This is a genomic window from Streptomyces sp. NPDC034084, assembly GCF_055575535.1.
The window spans coordinates 653,019-672,013 of record NZ_JBVISK010000001.1 but is presented as its reverse complement, the minus strand read 5'-3'; the positions used below and the strand labels follow the sequence as shown (position 1 = coordinate 672,013).

The following is an 18,995-nucleotide window of genomic DNA, read 5'->3' as shown; positions in this document are numbered from 1 at the left end:
TCAGCGCTCGGCCGTTCCCGGGTTCAGTCCGTGTCGGCGAGCGGGTCGCGCTCCGTCAGCGGGTCGAGGACCATCGGCTGGACCTTGCCCTCCAGCATCGCGCCGAGCCCGAGGACCGCGCACACGTCCGGCCGTTCGGCGATGTGCACCGGCATGCCGGTCGCCTCGCGCAGCATCTGGTCGAGGCCCGGCAGCAGGGCGCTGCCGCCCACCATCATGATCCCGCGGTCCGCGAGGTCGGCCACCAGATCCGGCGGGCAGTCCCGCAGCACCTTCCCGATGCCGTCGAGGACCGCCGTCAGCGGCGTGTGGATCGCCTCCCGTACGGCCGCGGTGTCGACGGTCACCGAACGGGCCAGGCCCGTGGCGACGTCCCGGCCGTGGATCTCCGTCCAGGCGGGACCGTGGGGCGTCAGGCCGTTGCCGCTGAGGGCCAGTTGCAGGGGGCGCACCGACTGGCTCGGCAGCATCAGCTCGTGGTGGTGGCGCAGGTGCTGGATGACGGCGTGGTCGATGGCGTCGCCGCCGACCGGCATCCGCTCCGCCGTGACGATCGCGCCGAGCGAGAGCACCGCGACCTGCGTGGTCGCCGCCCCGCACACCAGGATCATGGTCGCGGTCGGCTGCTCGACGGGAAGCCCGCAGCCCACGGCCGCCGCGATCAGGGTGTCGACCAGCTCGACCCGGCGCGCCCCGAGACCCACGAGGGTCTCGACGGCGGCGCGCTGCGCCAGCGGATCGCTGTCGTGCGGGGTGCAGGCGGCCGCGCGCAGCCGGGGCTTGCGGCGCAGCTGCCGGCGCAGCTTCTCGCCCAGGAGGTGACGGAGCATCCGCTGCGCCATCTCGATGTCGACGACCGTGCCGCCCGAGACCGGGCGCACGACGCGGATGTAGTCGGGGGTGCGGCCGGTCATCTTCTCGGCGAGCGCGCCGACGGCGATCAGCGCGCCGGTGCGGGTGTTGACGGCGGCGACGCTCGGCTCGTCGACGACGAGTCCGGCGCCCTTGACGAAAACCCGGGTGCGGGCGGCACCCAGGTCGACGGCGACATGGCAACGACGCAGCTGTTCAAGGCTGACGGTCACGGCGGATCCTCCGGAGTGCGGTGCTGGCGCGGGCGAGGCGGGTCGCGATTCGCGGTCCTGTTCGCATCGTCCGGCCGTCCGGGCCGCGGCGCGCGCTGGGCTGAGCCGCCCGGGGCCCCGGTGCCGGGCGGTGCCTTACCTCCCACTCCGGGTGAGGAGGCTCCGCCGCGAGCCCGGAGGCGATCCGTCCCGAAGCGGGAGAATCACGACGCACCGCCGTCGACCTGCGGTTTCCACACAGGATCCTCACTTCCGCGCCTACCTGACGCCGGGCCCGGCCGCATAGCCTGCGGGCCCCATGGACTACTGCCACGCGTGCCGGCGGCATCTCAACGGGGCCCTCGCCTGTGCCGGGTGCGGGACGCCTGTCGAGGAACTGCGGTACGAGACCCCCCGCATAGCGGTCCCCACCCCGGACCGCGGCTACCGCGAGCCGGACCGGCCCGCGGCCTACGGCGAGCCCGACGGGCCCGCGCCCGAGCACGTCTACGAGCTGGACGTCCTCGAACCGCCGCGCCCGGCCACCGGCGGACGCCGCGCTGCCCGGGTCGCCGCGCAGGACCGCGCCGCCCGGGACCGCTCCGCCCCGCGCCGGGGGAGGAGGTCCCGCTCGCGCCGGGGCCGTACGGTCCTGGTGGGCACGGTGGGCCTGGTCCTCGCGGCCGGCTCGCTGACCTTGGGAAAGCTCGCCCTGGAGGAGCCCCCGCCGAACGGCGCCGCCACCGCCGTGGAGGAGCTGGAGGTCACCGAGACCCCGCTGCCGCCCGCGCCCGTGGAAGACACCGAACCGCCGAACGGACCGAGCCCTGCCCCGGTCACGGACGCCCCGGGCTCCCCCTCCGCGCGCCCCCACCAGGTGAGCGCGGACTCGACGGCGAGCGCGGGCGCGGGCGCGGGCTCCGGCACGGGCACGGACACGGGCTCCGGTTCCGGTGGGGGTACGGGGGCGGGTGCGGGCTCCGGTACGGGCACGGGCCCGGGTCCCGCCACCGGCCAGGGGGACGGCGGTGCCCCGCCCGAGGCCCCCACGACCACCGGACCGGCCTCCCCGCCCACCACGCCCACGGCGACGACCTCCGCGACGGCGAGCGACCCGACGCCGGGCGACTCGGACACCCCCGGCGCCCCCACGCCCTCGGCCTCGAGCCCCACCCCGACCCGCACCCCGACACCCACCCCGACCCCGACCTGCACCCGCTTCCTCTGGTGGTGCGTCTAGGGCGTGTTTCGAAAGTAGCGTCGTCCGCCCGGAGGGCGGGCGCGGCGGTGTCTGGTGCGTGCGATCGCAAGGCGGAGGGTCGCCCTCGTACTGGGCGTACGAGGGCGATCCCGACAACGCGGCGAGCGTGCGTGCCAGGCGCCGCCGCGCAGACGGGACTTTCGAAACACGCCCTAGGGCTCAGGGCCCGGCCCTACGCCACGTCCGCGCCCAGCATCCGCCTCAGCAGGTCCCGCAGGAGGGTCCGCTCGGTCTCCGTCAGTTCGCCGAGCGGCTCGCGGGCGAAGTCCAGGGACTCGCGGAGGCGGCGGGCCGTGTCGCGGCCCTCTTCCGTGGGGGCGGCCAGCTTGACGCGGCGGTCCGCCGGGTCCGGGCGGCGTTCCACCAGGCCACGGGCCTCCAGGCGGTCGACGATGCCGGTGATGTTGGAAGGCTCGCACTTCAGCTTCTGGGCGATGTGCCGCATCGGCAGCGGCTCCAGGGAGAGCAGGCCGAGGACGCGGGCCTGGGCGCCGGTCAGCGCGTGCTGCGCGGCCGCCTGCTCGTACTCCTCGTAGTAACGCGCGACGACCGTGCCGATGAGCTCGACGACTTCGAGGGTCAGGGGGTCCGTGCGTGGGGTGGCCATGGGCAGCAGTCTACCCAGATACTTGACAACCTGAAATATCTAGGCGCATGGTTGTTTGAGGTAGTGAACCTTTTGCAATCCGAAGCTTTTCTGGAGGCCGTGCTCATGTCCGTTCTTCCCGCGTCCAGCCGTGAGTGGCACCTCGTCGCCCGTCCCCACGGCTGGCCCGTGCCGTCGGACTTCGCCCTGCGCGAGACCCCGGTCACCGAGCCCGCCGAGGGCCGGATCCTCGTGCGCAACCTGCACTTCTCCGTCGACCCGTACATGCGCGGCCGGATGAACGACGTGAAGTCGTACATCCCGCCCTTCAAGCTGGACCACCCCATGGACGGCGGCGCGGTCGGCGAGGTCGTCGCGTCCAACGCCGAGGGCTTCGCCGTCGGCGACCACGTCCTGCACGGTCTGGGCTGGCGCGAGTACGCCGACGTCCCCGCCCAGCACGCCACCAAGGTCGACCCGGCGCTCGCCCCCCTCTCCGCGTACCTCGGCGTGCTCGGCATGACCGGCCTCACGGCCTACGCCGGCCTCTTCGAGGTCGCCTCCTTCAAGGAGGGCGACGCCGTCTTCGTCTCCGGCGCGGCCGGCGCCGTCGGCAGCCAGGTCGGCCAGATGGCCAGGCTCAGGGGCGCCTCCCGGGTCATCGGCTCCGCCGGCTCCGACGAGAAGGTCAAGTTCCTCGTCGAGGAGCTCGGCTTCGACGCGGCCTTCAACTACAAGAACGGCCCGGTCAAGGACCAGCTCCGCGAGGCCGCCCCGGACGGCATCGACGTCTACTTCGACAACGTCGGCGGGGACCACCTCGAAGCCGCGATCTCCTCGCTCAACGTGCACGGCCGCGCCACCATCTGCGGCATGATCGCCCAGTACAACGACACCGAGCCGGTCCCCGGCCCGCGCAACATGGCGATGATCATCGGCAAGCGGCTTCGGCTCCAGGGCGTCCTCGTCGGCGACCACTACGGCCTGCAGAACCAGTTCGTCCAGGAGGTCGGCGGCTGGCTCGCCTCGGGCGAGCTGAAGCACCGCGAGACCTTCGTCGAGGGCATCGAGAACGGCGTGGACGCCTTCCTCGGCCTGCTCCGCGGCGACAACACCGGAAAGATGATCGTCTCGGCGACCCGCTAGTCTTCCCTCAGCCGCCGCGATCGTGGGCGCGAGTCGACGGCGGAACGAACAAGGAAGACACCAGCATGTCGATCCAGCACTCCGACGTCCTCTACACCGCCGTCGCCACCGCCGAGAACGGCCGTGACGGGCGGGTGGCGACCGACGATGGTCAGCTCGACGTCGTCGTGAACCCGCCCAAGGCCATGGGCGGCTCCGGCGCGGGCACCAACCCCGAGCAGCTCTTCGCGGCCGGCTACAGCGCCTGCTTCCAGGGCGCGCTCGGCGTCGTCGCCCGCAACGAGAACGCCGACGTCTCCGGCTCGACGGTCACCGCCGAGGTCGGCATCGGCAAGAACGACGACGGCTTCGGGATCATCGTCAAGATCTCGGCGACCATCCCGAACGTGGACGCCGAGACCGCCAAGGGCCTCATCGAGAAGGCCCACCAGGTCTGCCCGTACTCCAAGGCGACCCGCGGCAACATCACGGTCGAGCTCGCGGTCTGATCCCAGGACGCGCAGCGCGTACGAGGGCCGCACCCCCGGCACCGGGGGTGCGGCCCTCGCCGTGTCCGGAGCGGCTGCGGCATCATGTCCGTGTCCTGCGGACAGGGGGAGTCGAGTGTCGTCGCACAACGGGCCGGAGCAGACCGGACACGGGCTGATCGGCGGGCGCTACCGCCTCGGCGAGCGGCTCGGCCAGGGCGGGACGGGCGTCGTCCGGCGGGCCACCGACGAACTCCTCGGCCGCCCCGTCGCCGTCAAGACGCTCGCGCTCGACCACGGCGCCGATCCGGCGGGCGCCCTGCGGGAGGCCCGGATCGTCGCCCAGGTCCGCCACCCCCATGTGATCGTCGTCCACGACGTCGTCGAGCACGAGGGCCGCCCCGCCCTGGTGATGGAGCTGGTCGACGGCGGCTCGCTCGCCGACCGGCTGGCCGCCGGCCGCGCCCTGTCCCCCCGGGAGGCCGCGCGCCTCGGCCTCGACCTCCTCGACGCGCTGTCCGCGGCCCACGCCCACGGGGTGCTCCACCGGGACGTGAAGCCCGCCAACGTCCTCCTGGAGAAGGGCACCGGCCGGGCCGTCCTCACGGACTTCGGCATCGCCAGCCTCCCCGGCGCCACCACGCTCAGCGGGACCGGGATCTTCGTCGGCACCCCCGAGTACACCGCTCCGGAGCGGATGAAGGGCGAGGACGGCGGCCCGGCCTCCGACCTGTGGTCGCTCGGCGCGCTGCTGTGCGCGGCCGCCACGGGCACGTCGCCGTTCCGCCGGGACTCCATCGGGGCCGTCCTGCACGCCGTCGTGTACGAGGAGATCCGGCCGTCCGACCGGATGGGACCGCTCGTCCCCGTCGTCCGGGGCCTCCTCGAACGTGACCCGGACCGGCGCCTGAGCGCCCCCGAGGCCCGCCGGATGCTCGCCGCCTGCGCCACGGGGGAGGAGGCGGCGGAGGGGACCCGGTCGGCGGCCGAGGGCCACCCGCCGACCGCCCGCGACGCCGGGCTCGCCACCACCCCGAGGCTCACCCCGGAGGCCGGTCACCCCACCGGAGGCGACCACCACCACCCCGGGGGCCACCCCCACAGCGGCCCCACGGACGGCGGCCCCGCAGCCCCCGGCCGCTCCCGCGCCCAGGCCGCCCTCGCGCTGCCCTTCGTGGCCGCCGTCCTCGCGGCCTCCGTCGCCGCCGTGACGGTCGCGGTGCTGCTCGCCGCCCGCGACGACCGGTCACCGGAGACGGGACCCGCCACCTCCACCCGTACGACGGCCCCCGCGCCCCGCCCCGTACCCGCCGGGTACACGGCCGTCGAGGACGAGCGGGGCTTCACCCTGGCCGTGCCCGCCGGGGCGCGCCGCTCGACCGACGGCGACCGGATCTTCTACACCACGGGCGACGGGGCCGTCTGGGTCGGGGTCAGGATCCGGGCGGTCCCGGCCGGCGGGGCGATCGGGGCGATGCGTACCGCCGCCGCGGCCGGCCCGGGTACGAACAAGGGGTACCGCGACGCCACCGTCGAGGAGGCGAGTCACCAGGGACTGCCGGCCGCCCGCTGGGAGTTCACCTGGGACGGCTTCACGCGCGCCGAGGGCCCCCGGCACACCGTCGACCTGTGCTGGGAGCAGGCCGGGACCCTCTACGACCTGTGGGTTTCGGCCCCGGTGGGCCGCGCCGCCGAGGCCCGGGGCCACTTCGACACGGCCCTCGATTCCTTCCGTACGAGCGGCGGTTAGGGTGACCCCCATGCGTGATTTCGGGGTGGGTTTCAAGTACTTGATGCGGGGCCAGAAATGGGTCGGCAGGCACGGGCGCTGGTTCGGCTTCGGGCTGCTGCCCGGACTCGTGACGCTCGTCCTCTACTCCGGCGCGCTCGTCGGTCTCGGCTACGGCGCCGACGACCTCGCCGCCTGGGCGACGCCCTTCGCCGACGACTGGAGCTCGCCCTGGCTCGACGTCGTCCGCGGCACCCTGACGGCGCTCGTCTTCGCCTTCGGGCTCTTCCTCGCGGTGATCACCTTCACCGCCGTCACCCTCCTCGTCGGGCAGCCCTTCTACGAGTCGCTCTCCGAGGAGGTCGACCGTGGCGAGGGCGGCGACGTCCCCGAGTCGGGTCTGCCGCTCTGGCGCGAGCTGTGGATCTCGGCCCGAGACAGCCTGCGGGTCCTGCTGCGGGTCGCGTTCTACGGCGTCCTGCTCTTCGCCTGCGGGTTCATCCCCGTCGTCGGCCAGACCGTGGTCCCCGCCATAGGGTTCTGCGTCTCCGGTTTCTTCCTCGCCGAGGAGCTGACGGCCGTCGCGCTCCAGCGCCGGGGAGTCGAGCTCAAGGAGCGGCTGCGGCTGCTGCGCGGGCGCCGGATGGCCGCCCTGGGCTTCGGAGTTCCGCTGACCCTCGCCTTCCTCGTGCCCTTCGTCGCCGTCTTCCTCATGCCGGGCGCGGTCGCCGGGGCCACCCTGATGGCCCGTGACCTGCGCGGCGAGACGGCCGGGGGCGCTCCTGGGGAGGACGGCCGGGAAAACGATCGAGAAGACGGCAACCTTCCTTCCTCCGGTGGCGACCAGGGGGTGCACCACTTCCCCCACTGAAGAAGGAACCATGACGTCACACAAGCGGAAGACGGGCCGCCGCCGCGCGGTCATCGGCGGCCTGAGCGCCCTCGGCATCACCGGCGCGGCGATCGTCACCACCAGCCTGCTCGCCCCGGCGGGCGCGGCGAGCGCCGTCGCGGCCTGGCCGGAGGCGAGGGGCAGCAAGCCGGTCGCCACGACCATCGAGGTCTCCGGCACGTACGACGGGAAGCTGAAGCGCTTCTACGGCACCGGTGAGCTCGGCTCGGACGGCCAGGACGAGAGCCAGAAGCCGCTGTTCGTCCTCAAGGACGGCGCCGTCCTCAAGAACGTGGTCCTCGGCACCCCGGCCGCCGACGGCGTCCACTGCCTCGGCAGCTGCACCCTGCAGAACGTCTGGTGGGAGAACGTCGGCGAGGACGCCGCCACCTTCAAGGGCACCTCCGCCTCGTCCGTGTACGCGGTCTACGGCGGCGGCGCGAAGGGCGCCTCCGACAAGGTCTTCCAGTTCAACGGCGCGGGCAAGCTGGTCGTCACCAAGTTCCAGGTCGCCGACTTCGGCAAGCTCGTTCGCTCCTGCGGCAACTGCAAGAAGCAGTACCCGCGCACGATCCTGATCAACGACGTCGACGTCACCGCGCCCGGCAAGTCGATCGTCGGCGTCAACGCCAACTACGGCGACACCGCGACCTTGCGGAACATCCGGATCCACGGCGACGCGCAGAAGAAGATCAAGCCGTGCACCCGCTTCACCGGCAACAACACCGGCAAGGAGCCCCAGGAGACCGGCACCGGCCCGGACGGCACCACCTGCCGCTACGCCGCCGGGGACCTCTCGTACGACTGATCCCAGCCGAGCCCCCGGCCCTCCCGCGTCCCATCCCCGAGGGCCGGGCTCATCCCGGAGGACCGGGCTCATCCCGGAGGACCGGGTTCGTCGGGATCGTCCCGGGCCGCCGCGACCGTCCACGGCCGCCCGGTCTCCTCGTGCCTCAGCCCACCTCGGCGACCACGAAACCGGGCTTCTCCGGCCCCGCGTCCGCGATCCGTTCGCCGTCCGGGCCCCAGACCCCGGCCCTGCCCGTGCCGACCCCGTCCTCGTTGGGCCCCAGGACGTTGCCGAGCACCACGTACAGGCCGAAGTCCCGGGCCCGTACCGGATAGACGCTCTCGAAGGAGTCGTTGTCGGCGGAGAGCACCGAGCTCGCCAGGTACACGGTGCAGCCGTCGGCGGCGGCCCGCTCGGCCAGCTCGGGGAAGCGGTTGTCGTAACAGGTGGCGAGGGCGAACCGGACCCCGTCGAGCGTGAACCGCCCGTCGGTGTCGCCCGGCGCGAAGACCTCCGCCTCGACCCCGTACAGGTGCCGCTTGTCGTAGCGGGCGAGGAGCGAGCCGTCCGGACCGATCACGAGCGTGGTGATCCCGGCACCCGAACCACCCGTCCGCACCGGCCCGTTGATCACAGCCGCCGCCCCGGCGGCCCGGCAGGCCTCCCGTACGGGTTCGAGCCGGGGGTCGTTCTCGGTGAGGGCCAGCGCGGGCGTGTCCCGGATCAGGGACGGCTCGTACCCGGTGAGCGCCAGCTCGGCGAAGACCACGATCCGGGCCCCCTCCGCCCCGGCCGCCCGGACCAGACCGGCGATCGTACGGACGTTGGTGTCGATGTCCCCGGCGACCGGGGCGAACTGGGTGGCAGCGACGATCATGACCGTCATCCTCTCGTGAGGATCTGTAAGGGTCAACGCAGGAGGGAGTCTGTTAGCTCCTGTGCCGTCTCGCGGAGTACGGCGAGGAAGGCGGTCGCCGCGACCGTCGGGAGCGGCGGGGTGGCCGCGCAGATCCGGCGGTACGGGACGTCCTCCGGGTGGATCGTGACGAGCGCGACGTCCGGGCGCACCGAGGACGCCGCGAGCGCCGGGACGAGCGTGACGCCGAGGCCCGCCGCGACCGCGCCGAGCTTGGCGATCCAGTCATGGGCGAGCAGCCCCGTGCGCGGCCGGAAGCCGGCCGTGACGGCCGGCCGGAACAGCGTGTCCTCCAGGCGCTCGTGGCCGACGATCCACTCCTCGTCCGCGAGCTCCGCGAGCCGCACCGCCCGCCGCCCCGCGCAGCGGTGCCCCCGCGCCAGGGCCACCAGCATCGGCTCGTCGAGCAGATGGCGCAGCGTCACCGCCGGTGGCGGGGGAGTGCCCTGCGGCGGGGCGACCACCGCGAGGTCCTCCTCCCCGGCGGCCACCAGGCCCAGGTGCTTCACGGAGGGTCCCTCCACCCGGCTGACCGTCACCCCCGGATGCCGCTGCCGGAACGCGGCCTGCGCGCGCGGCACCAGGGCCGCCGTGGCGCTGGAGAAGGCCCCGAGCCGCAGCAGCCCGCCGTCCAGGGAGCGCAGCGCCTCCAGCTCCGCCCGGGCGGCGGCGAGCCGGTCCCGGACCGCCTCCGCGTGCGGCACCAGCACCCGGCCCGCCTCGGTCAGCCGCACCCCGCGCGGCAGCCGCTCGAAGAGTTCAGCGCCGACCTCGTCCTCCAGGGACTGGATCTGGCGGGAGACCGCGGACTGGGTGTAGCCGAGGACGTGCGCCGCGGCGGTGAAGGAGCCCGCGCGGGCGACCGCGAGGAAGACCTCGTACAAGCCATGAGAACCAGGCATGCCGACCATGCTAGACATTCGCTTGTGGCATGCCTCGGGCGACCCTAGCGTCGGGGGCATGGACACCACATCTCAGAAGATCGCCTTCCTCGGCCTCGGATCCATGGGCCTGCCGATGGCCCGCCGCCTGCTGGGCGCCGGCCACCCCCTGACCGTCTGGAACCGTACGGCCGCCAAGGCCGCCGCCCTCGTCGCCGACGGCGCCGTCCGCGCCGCGACCCCCGCCGAGGCCGTCCGGGACGCCGACGTCGTCGTCACGATGCTCGCGGACCCGGCCGCGGCGCTCGCCGTCGCGGACGAGCTGATCCCGGCGCTGCGTCCCGGCACCCACTGGATCGACACCTCGACGGTCGGTCCGGACACCGTCGCCGCCCTCGCCGCCCGACTCCCCGCCGGGGTCACCCTGATCGACGCGCCCGTCATGGGCAGCGTCGACCGCGCGGCCGCCGGCGAGCTGATGATCCTCGCGGGCGGCGACACGGCGCCCGTCGCCGCCGTCCTCGGCCGGCTCGGCACCGTCACGCCCTGCGGAGGCCCCGGTGCGGGCGCCGCCCTCAAGCTCGTCCTCATCAACGCCGTCATCGGCGGGGTCGCCCTCGTCTCCGAGGCCCTCACGCTCGCGGGCGCGCTCGGCCTGCCCCGCGAGCTCACGCTGCGCACCCTCGGCGCGGGCCCCCTCGCGGGCGCCGTCGACCGGGCCACCGCCGCCGGCTCGTACTTCCCGGTCGCCCTGGCCGCGAAGGACGTCGCCCTGGCCATCTCGTCGGCGAAGCTCCCCGTCCTGGAGGCCGTCCACGCCCTCCTGACCGGAGACCCGGCCCTCCTCGGCGAGGACCTGGCGGCGGTCGCCCGTTAACGCGGTTCCCCGCCGCCGCGCAGCAGCCGCAGGAAGTCCCGGAACGCGCCCGGCATGTCCACCGCCGACGGGTCCAGGAGCCACTGGTACTGGAGGCCGTCCATCACCGCCGTGAGCAGCGGCGCCGCCCGCTCCGGGGTGAGGCCGCCCGGCAGCCGCTCGCCGAACTCCAGGCGCAGGACGTCCGCCATGTTGGCCCGCACCTGCGCGTACCGCTCGGTGAAGAACTCCCGCGCCGGGTGCCCGTCCGTGACGCTCTCGCCGAGCAGCGCGGAGAAGGTCTGCACGATCCCGGGCCGCATCGCGTTGTACTCGACGAGGGACTCCAGAAGGTCGAGCCGCCAGCCCTCGCGGTCCCGGCCCCCGCTCGTGTCCCAGCGGTCCCGCTCCTCCAGGACCGCGACGAGCAGCGCCTCCTTCGTCGGGAAGTAGTGCAGCAGCCCCTGCTGGGTCAGCCCGACGCGCTCGGCGACGGAGCCCAGGGTGGCGCCCCGGTAGCCGCGCTCGGCGATCACTTCGAGGGCGGCGCGCAGGATGTCCGCGCGCCGTTCCTCGCTCCTGGCCCGCACCATCGCCGTGGCCCCCTTCCGCAGGTTCGTCGAACAGGACCGTACCCCCTCCCCCTCCCTCATAAGTAACGAAGTCATCACGTTGCCTACCGGTCTACAGGTAGTGGGGGCACGATGAGCCCATCGGGGTCATCGGCACGTCAACGAGGAGGTACGGCCATGGTGGAGCGGACGCCACTTCGAGGCATACAGCGAGGACCCGTACCTCACCGGCGCCATCGGCACCGGTTACGTCCAGGGCGTCCAGGAAGGCGGCGTCGGCACCACCGTCAAGCACTTCGTCGCCAACGACGCCGAGACCGACCGCTTCACCGTCGACAACAGGATCGCGCCCCGCCCCCTCCGCGAGCTCTACCTCGCCCCCTTCGAGGCCATCGTCAAGAACGCCCACCCCTGGGGCATCATGACCGCGTACAACCAGGTCAACGGCGTGTCGATGACCGAGCACCACCAGCTCGTGAACGAGGTCCTCCGCGGCGAGTGGGGCTTCGACGGCTGCAACGTCTCCGACTGGATGGCCGCCCGTTCCACCACCGCCGACATCGAGGGCGGCCTCGACGTCGCCATGCCAGGACCCACCACCGTCTACGGCGAGGCCCTCGCCGCGGCCGTCCGCGTCGGCGAGGTCGAGGAGGCCGCCGTCGACACGGCCGTACGCAACGTCCTGCGGCTCGCCGCCCGCGTCGGCGCCCTCGAAGGCGCCCCGCCGGTCGTCACGGAGCACCCCGCCGCCATCGACGGCGACGCCCTCGCCCGCGAACTCGCCCGCCGCGGCTTCGTCCTCGTACGGAACGAGAACGGCGCCCTCCCGCTGAAGAACGGCACCGTCGCCCTCTCCGGCGCCGCCGCACGCGACGCCCGGATCCTCGGCGGCGGCTCCGCCCAGGTCTTCCCCGACCACGTCGTCTCCCCGCTCGACGGCCTCACCGCCGCCCTCCCGGACGGCGCCCTGACCTTCAGCCTGGGGGCAGACCCCAGCGAGGAACTCACCCCCGCCGACCAGGGCTTCAGCCTCCGAGCCGTCTGCCGCGACGCCGACGGCACCGTCCTCGGCGAGGGCTCCCTGCCCAACGGCCAGGTCCAGTGGATCGGCGACGACCTGCCCGAGGGCGTCACCCACGAGAACCTCGCCTCCATCGAGGTCGTCGGCACCTTCACCCCGCGCGAGTCCGGCGAGCACTCCTTCGGCACCCGCGGCCTCGGCGCCTACACCCTCACCGTCGGCGGCGAGACCCTCTACGACGGCGTGCAGGCCATGGGCCCCGAGACCGACCCCTTCGAGGCGTTCTTCGGCTCCCCGGTCGAGCGCGCCAAGGTCGCCCTCACCGCGGGGGAGACCGTCGAGGTCTCCCTGCTCCACACCCTGGACACGGAGTTCGCGGCCCCGCTCCCGGCCGTCATGTTCTCCTTCGTCCACCTCGGCCCCCGCCGTGACCCCGACGAACTGATCGCCGAGGCCGTCGAAGCCGCCCGCGCCGCCGACACCGCCGTCGTGGTCGTCGCCACCACCGAGCGCGTCGAGTCCGAGGGCTTCGACCGCGAGGACCTCGCCCTCCCCGGCCGCCAGGACGACCTCGTACGGGCCGTGGCCGCCGCCAACCCGAACACCGTCGTCGTCGTCAACGCCGGCTCCCCGGTCGAGCTGCCCTGGCGCGAGGACGTGGCCGCGATCCTGCTCGGCTGGTTCCCCGGCCAGGAGGGCGGCGCCGCCCTCGCCGACGTCCTCACCGGCGCCGAGGAGCCCGGCGGCCGCCTCCCCACCACCTGGCCCGCCACCCTCGCCGACGCCCCCGTCACCGAGGTCACCCCGACGGACGGCGAACTGCCCTACTCCGAGGGCGTCTTCATCGGCTACCGCGCCTGGGACAGGGCCGGCGTCGTCCCCGCGTACCCCTTCGGCCACGGCCTCGGCTACACCACCTGGTCGTACGACTCCCTGATCGCCGCCGCCGGCAAGGCCACCGTCCGGATCACCAACACCGGCGACCGGCCCGGCCGCGAGACCGTCCAGATCTACCTGGCCCCGGCCTCCGACCGCACCGAACGCCCCGCCCGCTGGCTGGCCGGCTTCGCGAGCGTCGAGGCCGCGCCCGGCGAGACCGTCGAGACCGAGATCGCGCTGCCCCGCCGCGCCTTCGAGATCTGGGACGAGGAGAAGAACGGCTGGACCCTCGTCACGGGCGCCTACGAGGTCGTCGCCGCCCACTCCCTGACGGACGCGCGACTGACCGCCACCATGGAGGTCTGACCTCCCCGGGACCGGCCCCGGGGCGGCACCTGACAACCGCCCCGGGGCCCCTCACTCCTTCGTGATCCGCCGGTACGCCAGCTCCGCGAGCCGCGCCTGCCCGTCCCTGCTCGGATGGAACCAGTCCCAGGGGCTCAACTGCCCGCCGTCGAAGCGGAAACCGAAGACGGCCCCGCCGTCGTACCGGCAACGCGCGTCCTTCGCGCAGACCTCCTTTAGGACCTCGTTGTACGCCACCACCCGGTCCCGCACCGCCGACCGGCGCCGCTCGGCCGCCGGACCCAGGTCCTCCGCGTCCGCCAGCATCGCGCCGCAGACCCCCAGCCTCCACACCTCGAGCCCCCGCGGACTCACCCGCCCCGTCGACCACAGATGCTTCAGGTCCGGCACGCTCGCCACGTACACCTGCGCCTTCGGCGCGCCCGCCCGCAGCCGGGCGAGGGCCGCCTCGAAGGAGGCGCGGAAATCGGCGACCGGGGTCATGAGGTCCGGGGTGGGCCGGCAGGCGTCGTTCGCCCCCATCATCACCGTCACCAGCTCGGGCCTCTCGGCCGCCGCCCCGGCCATCTGCCCGGGAAGCTCCGCCATCCGGGCGCCCGTGCGGGCCAGGTTCCAGCTGCGGGTGGCCACCTTCTCCGGGCCGAGCAGCCGCAGCGCCAGACTGTTGACGGCGGTGTCCGTCCCGGTCGCCCACGACACCTCGGGGCAGTCCGCGAGGAGCGAGCACGCGTCGAACGCGCGGGTCACGGAGTCGCCGACGGCCGCCACGGAGGCGGGGGAGACGTCCCACAGGGGTTCCCGCTCCGGCGTCGGGCGGACGGTCGGGCGGGCGCTCGGCGCCGCTGCTTCCGGGCTCCCGGCCGTGCAACCGGAGATCACCCCTCCGCACAGCAGCGCCGCCGTCGCGGCGGCGACAGCGGTACGGAATCGGCGTCGGCCGCGCATCCAGGGTCCCTCCTTCGGCGTCCTCGCGGGTGAAAGCTTCGTGTTCACCAGCCCCCGGACCGACCGTACGTCACACCGATGACGGTGCGGCACGGTAGCTTTTCCCCCGTCGAACCAGAGGCACCTTTGCCGACCGGCTCCGGTAAATTACATCACGTCACATGCTGTCCCCTTTTTGATGGTTTGCGATGTTCTGCCCCTGATGCTGTTTACTGAGGCCGCTGGGAAAAGGCGAACCTCGTCCCACACTGGAGGTCCCGGTGACGACACGTGGAGTCCTGTACGTTCACTCCGCACCGCGCGCGCTGTGCCCGCACGTCGAATGGGCGGTCGGGGGCGTCCTCGGTGCGAGGGTCCAGCTCGACTGGATCCGCCAGCCGGCGTCCCCCGGCACCTGGAGAGCCGAGTTCTCCTGGCAGGGCCAGACCGGCACCGCCTCCAAGCTCGCCTCCGCGCTCCGCGGCTGGCAGATGCTGCGCTTCGAGGTCACTGCGGAACCCTGCTCCACCGCCGAGGGCGAGCGCTACAGCGCCACCCCCGACCTGGGCATCTTCCATGCCGTCACCGGCATGCACGGGGACATCCTGATCCCCGAGGACCGGCTGCGGGCCGCCCTCGCGCGCTCCGCGCAGGGCGAGACCCAGCTGGAGGCGGAGATCGCCAAGCTCCTCGGGAAGCCCTGGGACGACGAGCTGGAACCCTTCCGGTACGCGGGCGAGGGCGCCCCCGTCCGCTGGCTGCATCAGGTCGTCTGACGCCGAGAACGCCCTGAGGCCCGCGCGGGCCCCGTGCGCGATGCCCCGGGACCCTCGGCCCTCGCCTGCGCCGACCCACACGAAAGGCCCACCCCCGACACCGGGGATGGGCCTCACGCGTCAGGCGCGGATCAGACCGTGCGGAACGCCAGCACCACGTTGTGGCCGCCGAAGCCGAACGAGTTGTTGATCGCGGCGATCGTGCCCTGCGGGAGTTCGCGGGGCTCGTCGCGGACGATGTCCGCCTCGACCTCGGGGTCCAGCTCGTCGACGTTGATCGTCGGCGGCGCCAGGCGGTGGTGGAGCGCCAGGACCGTCGCGACGGTCTCGATGCCGCCGGCACCACCCAGGAGGTGACCGGTCATCGACTTCGTCGCGGAGATCGCGACGTGGTCCAGGTCGTCGCCCAGGATCTTCCGCAGCGCCTTGATCTCGGCGACGTCACCCTGCGGCGTCGACGTGGCGTGCGCGTTGAGGTGGACGACCTCGGACGGCTTGAGGTCCGTCGAGTCCAGCAGGTTCTGCATCGCGGCGGCGATGCCCCGGCCGGTCGGCTCGGGCTGCGCGATGTGGTGGCTGTCGGCCGACAGGCCCTGCCCCAGCACCTCGCAGTAGATCCGGGCGCCGCGCGCCTTCGCGTGCTCCTCGGACTCGAGGATCACCACGCCCGCGCCCTCGCCGAGCACGAAGCCGTCGCGGCCCGTGTCGTACGGACGCGAAGCCTTCGTCGGCTCGTCGTTGCTCTTGGACATCGCCATCATGTTGGCGAAGGCGGCGATCGGCAGCGGGTGGATCGCGGCCTCGGTACCGCCGGCGACGACCACGTCGGCACGGCCGGTACGGATCATCTCGACGGCGTAGCCGATCGCCTCGGCACCCGACGCGCACGCGGAGACGGGAGTGTGGACGCCCGCCCGGGCGTTCACCTCCAGGCCCACGTTCGCGGAGGGGCTGTTCGGCATGAGCATGGGCACGGTGTGCGGGGAGACGCGGCGTACGCCCTTCTCCTTCAGCACGTCGTACTGGTCGAGCAGAGTCGTTACGCCACCGATGCCGGAGGCGATGACGGAGCCGAGCCGCTCGGGCACGATCTTCTCGTCCTCACCGGCCGGGCCGGTGTAGCCCGCGTCGGCCCACGCCTCGCGGGCCGCGATCAGCGCGAACTGCGCCGAGCGGTCCAGCTTGCGGGCGAGCGGGCGGGGCAGCACGTCGCCGGGGTCGACCGCGGCGAGCGCCGCGATCTTGACGGGCAGTTCGGCGAAGCGCTCGCCCTCGAGGGGCTTGACGCCGGAGCGTCCCGCGATCAGACCTTCCCAGGTCGATGCGGAGTCGCCACCCAGCGGTGTGGTTGCGCCGAGACCGGTGACGACCACGGTGCGATTGGTCGAGCTCACAGGAATTCTTTCTCCACGTGTGTGATGGTCGGAGTACGGCGCCACCGCCGGGTGGCGGACCGAGTCAGCGAGGGCCGAATCAGGCCTGGTGCTTCAGGATGTAGTCAGCGGCGTCGCCGACCGTCTTGAGGTTCTTGACGTCCTCGTCGGGGATCTTCACGTCGAAGCGCTCCTCGGCGGCGACGACGACCTCGACCATGGACAGCGAGTCGACGTCCAGGTCGTCGGTGAAGGACTTGTCCAGCTGGACGTCCTCGACCGGGATGCCGGCGATCTCGTTGACGATCTCGGCGAGGCCCTTGACGATCTCGTCCTGGGTGTGAGCCATAGTGGCGCTCCTTCTTGCGGTTACTTCGGTAAGGGGGGCTTCCGGAAGATCCGGTGTGCCTAGGGGAGGGTAACGACCGTCGCGGCGTAGACGAGACCCGCCCCGAAGCCGATGACGAGCGCGGTGTCGCCGCTCTTCGCCTTCCCGGTCGCCAGGAGCCGCTCCATCGCGAGCGGGATCGAGGCGGCCGAGGTGTTGCCGGTGGTCTCCACGTCGCGGGCGACCGTGACGTGCTCCGGCAGCTTCAGAGTCTTCACCATCGAGTCGATGATCCGCATGTTCGCCTGGTGCGGGATGAAGACGTCCAGGTCGTCCGCCGTGATGCCGGCGGCGTCCAGCGCCTGCTGGGCGACCTTCGCCATCTCGAAGACGGCCCAGCGGAAGACCGCCTGGCCCTCCTGCGTGATGGCGGGGAACTTGATCTCGCCCTGCTCGTTGAGCGGCAGCTGCGAGACGTCACCGGTGGGGGTCCGCCCTGCTCCAGCCGAGCCGAGAGCTTGGGGGAGGAACTCGTTCCACGGCACGGTCTGCTTGATCGTCTCGGACTTGTCGCCCTCGGAACCCCAGACCGTGGGGCCGATGTGCGGCTCCTCGGAGGGGCCGACGACCACGGCGCCGGCGCCGTCGCCGAACAGGAAGGCCGTCGCGCGGTCCTCCAGATCCGTCAGGTCGCTGAGCCGCTCCACGCCGATGACGAGGACGTACTCCGCCGAACCCTCGACGATCATGCCCTTGGCAAGCGTCAGACCATAGCCGAAGCCCGCGCAGCCGGCGGAGATGTCGAAGGCGGCCGGCTTCCCCGCGCCGATCTTGTCGGCGATCTCGGTGGCGACCGCCGGGGTCTGCTTGAAGTGCGAGACCGTGGAGACGATCACGGCGCCGATCTGCTCGGGGGTGATCCCGGCGTCGGCGATGGCCTTGCCCGAGGCCTCCACCGACATGGCGGCGACCGTCTCCTCCGGGGAGGCCCAGTGGCGGGTGGCGATGCCGGAGCGCGAGCGGATCCACTCGTCGGACGAGTCGATCTTCTCGAGGATCACCTCGTTCGGCACGACCCGGGTGGGGCGGTAGCCGCCGACACCGAGGATCCGCGCGTACGGGGCGCCCTTGCTGGGCTTGATCTTCGACATGTTTCTCGACACTCCTTGTCAGACGGCCGCGTGCTCGGCGATGAGCGTACGGGCCGCGTCGAGGTCGTCGGGAGTCTTGAGCGCGACCGTGGCCACGCCCGGCAGGGCCCGCTTGGCGATACCGGTCAGGGTGCCGCCGGGGCACACCTCGATCAGCGCGGTCGCGCCGAGCGCCTGGAAGGTCTCCATGCACAGGTCCCAGCGGACCGGGTTCGCGACCTGGCCGACCAGCCGGGCCACGACCTCGGCGCCGTCGGTGACGACCTGCCCGTCCTTGTTGGAGACGTAGCGGGTGACCGGAGCGGCCGGGGACAGCTGCTTTGCCGCCTCCTCCAGCCTGGCCACGGCCGGGGCCATGTGGTGCGTGTGGAAGGCGCCCGCGACCTTGAGCGCGACGACCCGGCGGACGCCCTCGGGCTTGTCCGCCTCCAGGGCGGCCAGCTGCTCCAGGGTGCCGGCGGCCACGATCTGGCCGGCGCCGTTCACGTTGGCCGCCGTCAGGCCGAGCTTCTCCAGATGCGGGACGGTCACCTCGGGGTCGCCGCCGAGCAGCGCCGACATGCCCGTCGCTGTGATCGCGGCGGCGTCGGCCATCGCGAGTCCGCGGGTACGGACGAGGCGGAGCGCGGCGGTGTCGTCGAGGACGCCCGCGAACGCGGCGGCGGTGAACTCGCCGACGCTGTGACCGGCGACGACGCCGGGAGACACGTCACCGAGGGCCGCGGCGGACAGCAGGCCGGCGGCGACGAGGAGCGGCTGCGCCACGGCGGTGTCGCGGATCTCGTCCGCGTCCGCCTTCGTGCCGTAGTGGGCGAGGTCGAGCTCGATGGCGTCGGACCAGGCCGCGATGCGGTCGGCGGCGCCGGGGAGTTCGAGCCAGGGGGTCAGGAAGCCGGGCGTCTGGGCGCCTTGGCCGGGAGCGACGAGTACGAGCACCCTCACACTCTCTCTTGGGGACGGCTCCGAGCGCCCGTGGGGACAGGGACCAAGAACCGTCGGGGGAATTGTTGGTGTTCG

18 protein-coding genes and 1 pseudogene are annotated in these 18,995 nt (G+C 73.0%); 9 read left to right on the top strand and 10 right to left on the bottom strand.

The annotated features are described in order from the left end of the window. Nucleotides 1–23: 23 nt before the first annotated feature. Nucleotides 24–1,085, bottom strand: a complete 1,062-nt coding sequence (gene mreB / locus ACZ51I_RS03110) for a rod shape-determining protein MreB (RefSeq protein WP_468871137.1) — start codon at nt 1,083–1,085, stop codon at nt 24–26. Between the two features lie 298 nt (nt 1,086–1,383). Here mreB and ACZ51I_RS03105 point away from each other — a divergent pair, with 298 nt between their 5' ends. Then, on the top strand, nt 1,384–2,304 hold the full coding sequence (locus ACZ51I_RS03105; protein WP_468871135.1) for an SCO2400 family protein: 921 nt from the start codon (nt 1,384–1,386) through the stop codon (nt 2,302–2,304). Between the two features lie 193 nt (nt 2,305–2,497). Here ACZ51I_RS03105 and ACZ51I_RS03100 read toward each other — a convergent pair whose 3' ends face one another. After that, nucleotides 2,498–2,932: a MarR family winged helix-turn-helix transcriptional regulator gene (locus ACZ51I_RS03100; protein WP_468871133.1), complete on the bottom strand. Its 435-nt coding sequence runs from the start codon at nt 2,930–2,932 to the stop codon at nt 2,498–2,500. Nucleotides 2,933–3,037: 105 nt separating this feature from the next. On the opposite strand from ACZ51I_RS03100, the gene ACZ51I_RS03095 reads away from it, so the two are divergent. The 5 genes from ACZ51I_RS03095 to ACZ51I_RS03075 all read left to right on the top strand — a co-directional run bounded on the left by ACZ51I_RS03095 (nt 3,038) and on the right by ACZ51I_RS03075 (nt 7,953). Next, nucleotides 3,038–4,057 carry an NADP-dependent oxidoreductase gene (locus ACZ51I_RS03095; protein WP_468871132.1) on the top strand — a complete coding sequence of 340 codons (1,020 nt, stop codon included), beginning with the start codon at nt 3,038–3,040 and terminating at the stop codon, nt 4,055–4,057. 65 nt (nt 4,058–4,122) lie between these two features. Next, complete coding sequence (locus tag ACZ51I_RS03090; RefSeq protein ID WP_468871130.1) at nt 4,123–4,545, top strand: organic hydroperoxide resistance protein; 423 nt, start codon at nt 4,123–4,125, stop codon at nt 4,543–4,545. Nucleotides 4,546–4,660: 115 nt separating this feature from the next. After that, a complete protein-coding gene (locus ACZ51I_RS03085) occupies nt 4,661–6,274 on the top strand; it encodes a serine/threonine-protein kinase (RefSeq protein WP_468871129.1) in 1,614 nt (537 codons plus the stop codon). A gap of 10 nt (nt 6,275–6,284) precedes the next feature. Continuing rightward, nucleotides 6,285–7,124, top strand: coding sequence for an EI24 domain-containing protein (locus ACZ51I_RS03080; RefSeq protein ID WP_468871128.1), 840 nt, complete (start codon nt 6,285–6,287; stop codon nt 7,122–7,124). 10 nt (nt 7,125–7,134) lie between these two features. Then, entirely contained in the window at nt 7,135–7,953 is an 819-nt protein-coding gene (locus ACZ51I_RS03075; protein WP_468871127.1) for a pectate lyase, read from the top strand. 145 nt (nt 7,954–8,098) lie between these two features. On the opposite strand, the gene ACZ51I_RS03070 is transcribed toward ACZ51I_RS03075, so the two are convergent. After that, nucleotides 8,099–8,812 carry a carbon-nitrogen hydrolase family protein gene (locus ACZ51I_RS03070; protein ID WP_468871126.1) on the bottom strand — a complete coding sequence of 238 codons (714 nt, stop codon included), beginning with the start codon at nt 8,810–8,812 and terminating at the stop codon, nt 8,099–8,101. Nucleotides 8,813–8,844: 32 nt separating this feature from the next. Next, the gene (locus tag ACZ51I_RS03065; RefSeq protein ID WP_468871124.1) at nt 8,845–9,762 is read right to left on the bottom strand and encodes a LysR family transcriptional regulator; all 918 of its coding nucleotides are present in this window, start codon (nt 9,760–9,762) and stop codon (nt 8,845–8,847) included. On the opposite strand from ACZ51I_RS03065, the gene ACZ51I_RS03060 reads away from it, so the two are divergent. After that, nucleotides 9,752–10,609: an NAD(P)-dependent oxidoreductase gene (locus ACZ51I_RS03060; protein WP_468871123.1), complete on the top strand. Its 858-nt coding sequence runs from the start codon at nt 9,752–9,754 to the stop codon at nt 10,607–10,609. The genes ACZ51I_RS03065 and ACZ51I_RS03060 overlap by 11 nt on opposite strands. Here ACZ51I_RS03060 and ACZ51I_RS03055 read toward each other — a convergent pair. Continuing rightward, a complete protein-coding gene (locus ACZ51I_RS03055; protein WP_468871122.1) occupies nt 10,606–11,181 on the bottom strand; it encodes a TetR/AcrR family transcriptional regulator in 576 nt (191 codons plus the stop codon). The genes ACZ51I_RS03060 and ACZ51I_RS03055 overlap by 4 nt on opposite strands. A 166-nt stretch (nt 11,182–11,347) precedes the next feature. Between ACZ51I_RS03055 and ACZ51I_RS03050 the strand changes: the two are divergent. Continuing rightward, a pseudogene (locus ACZ51I_RS03050) lies at nt 11,348–13,426 on the top strand (beta-glucosidase); the annotation flags it as partial. A 51-nt stretch (nt 13,427–13,477) separates the two neighbouring features. Here ACZ51I_RS03050 and ACZ51I_RS03045 read toward each other — a convergent pair. Further along, nucleotides 13,478–14,371, bottom strand: coding sequence for an SGNH/GDSL hydrolase family protein (locus ACZ51I_RS03045; RefSeq protein ID WP_468871121.1), 894 nt, complete (start codon nt 14,369–14,371; stop codon nt 13,478–13,480). Nucleotides 14,372–14,631: 260 nt separating this feature from the next. Between ACZ51I_RS03045 and ACZ51I_RS03040 the strand changes: the two genes are divergently transcribed. Beyond that, nucleotides 14,632–15,126: a DUF3145 domain-containing protein gene (locus tag ACZ51I_RS03040; RefSeq protein ID WP_468871119.1), complete on the top strand. Its 495-nt coding sequence runs from the start codon at nt 14,632–14,634 to the stop codon at nt 15,124–15,126. Between the two features lie 131 nt (nt 15,127–15,257). On the opposite strand, the gene fabF is transcribed toward ACZ51I_RS03040, so the two are convergent. The 4 genes from fabF to ACZ51I_RS03020 all read right to left on the bottom strand — a co-directional run bounded on the left by fabF (nt 15,258) and on the right by ACZ51I_RS03020 (nt 18,914). Beyond that, nucleotides 15,258–16,520, bottom strand: a complete 1,263-nt coding sequence (gene fabF, locus ACZ51I_RS03035) for a beta-ketoacyl-ACP synthase II (protein WP_468871118.1) — start codon at nt 16,518–16,520, stop codon at nt 15,258–15,260. 79 nt (nt 16,521–16,599) lie between these two features. Beyond that, nucleotides 16,600–16,848 carry an acyl carrier protein gene (locus ACZ51I_RS03030; protein WP_468871116.1) on the bottom strand — a complete coding sequence of 83 codons (249 nt, stop codon included), beginning with the start codon at nt 16,846–16,848 and terminating at the stop codon, nt 16,600–16,602. Between the two features lie 59 nt (nt 16,849–16,907). Next, on the bottom strand, nt 16,908–17,978 hold the full coding sequence (locus ACZ51I_RS03025) for a beta-ketoacyl-ACP synthase 3 (protein WP_468871114.1): 1,071 nt from the start codon (nt 17,976–17,978) through the stop codon (nt 16,908–16,910). A gap of 18 nt (nt 17,979–17,996) precedes the next feature. Next, nucleotides 17,997–18,914: an ACP S-malonyltransferase gene (locus ACZ51I_RS03020; RefSeq protein WP_468871113.1), complete on the bottom strand. Its 918-nt coding sequence runs from the start codon at nt 18,912–18,914 to the stop codon at nt 17,997–17,999. Nucleotides 18,915–18,995 lie beyond the last annotated feature (81 nt).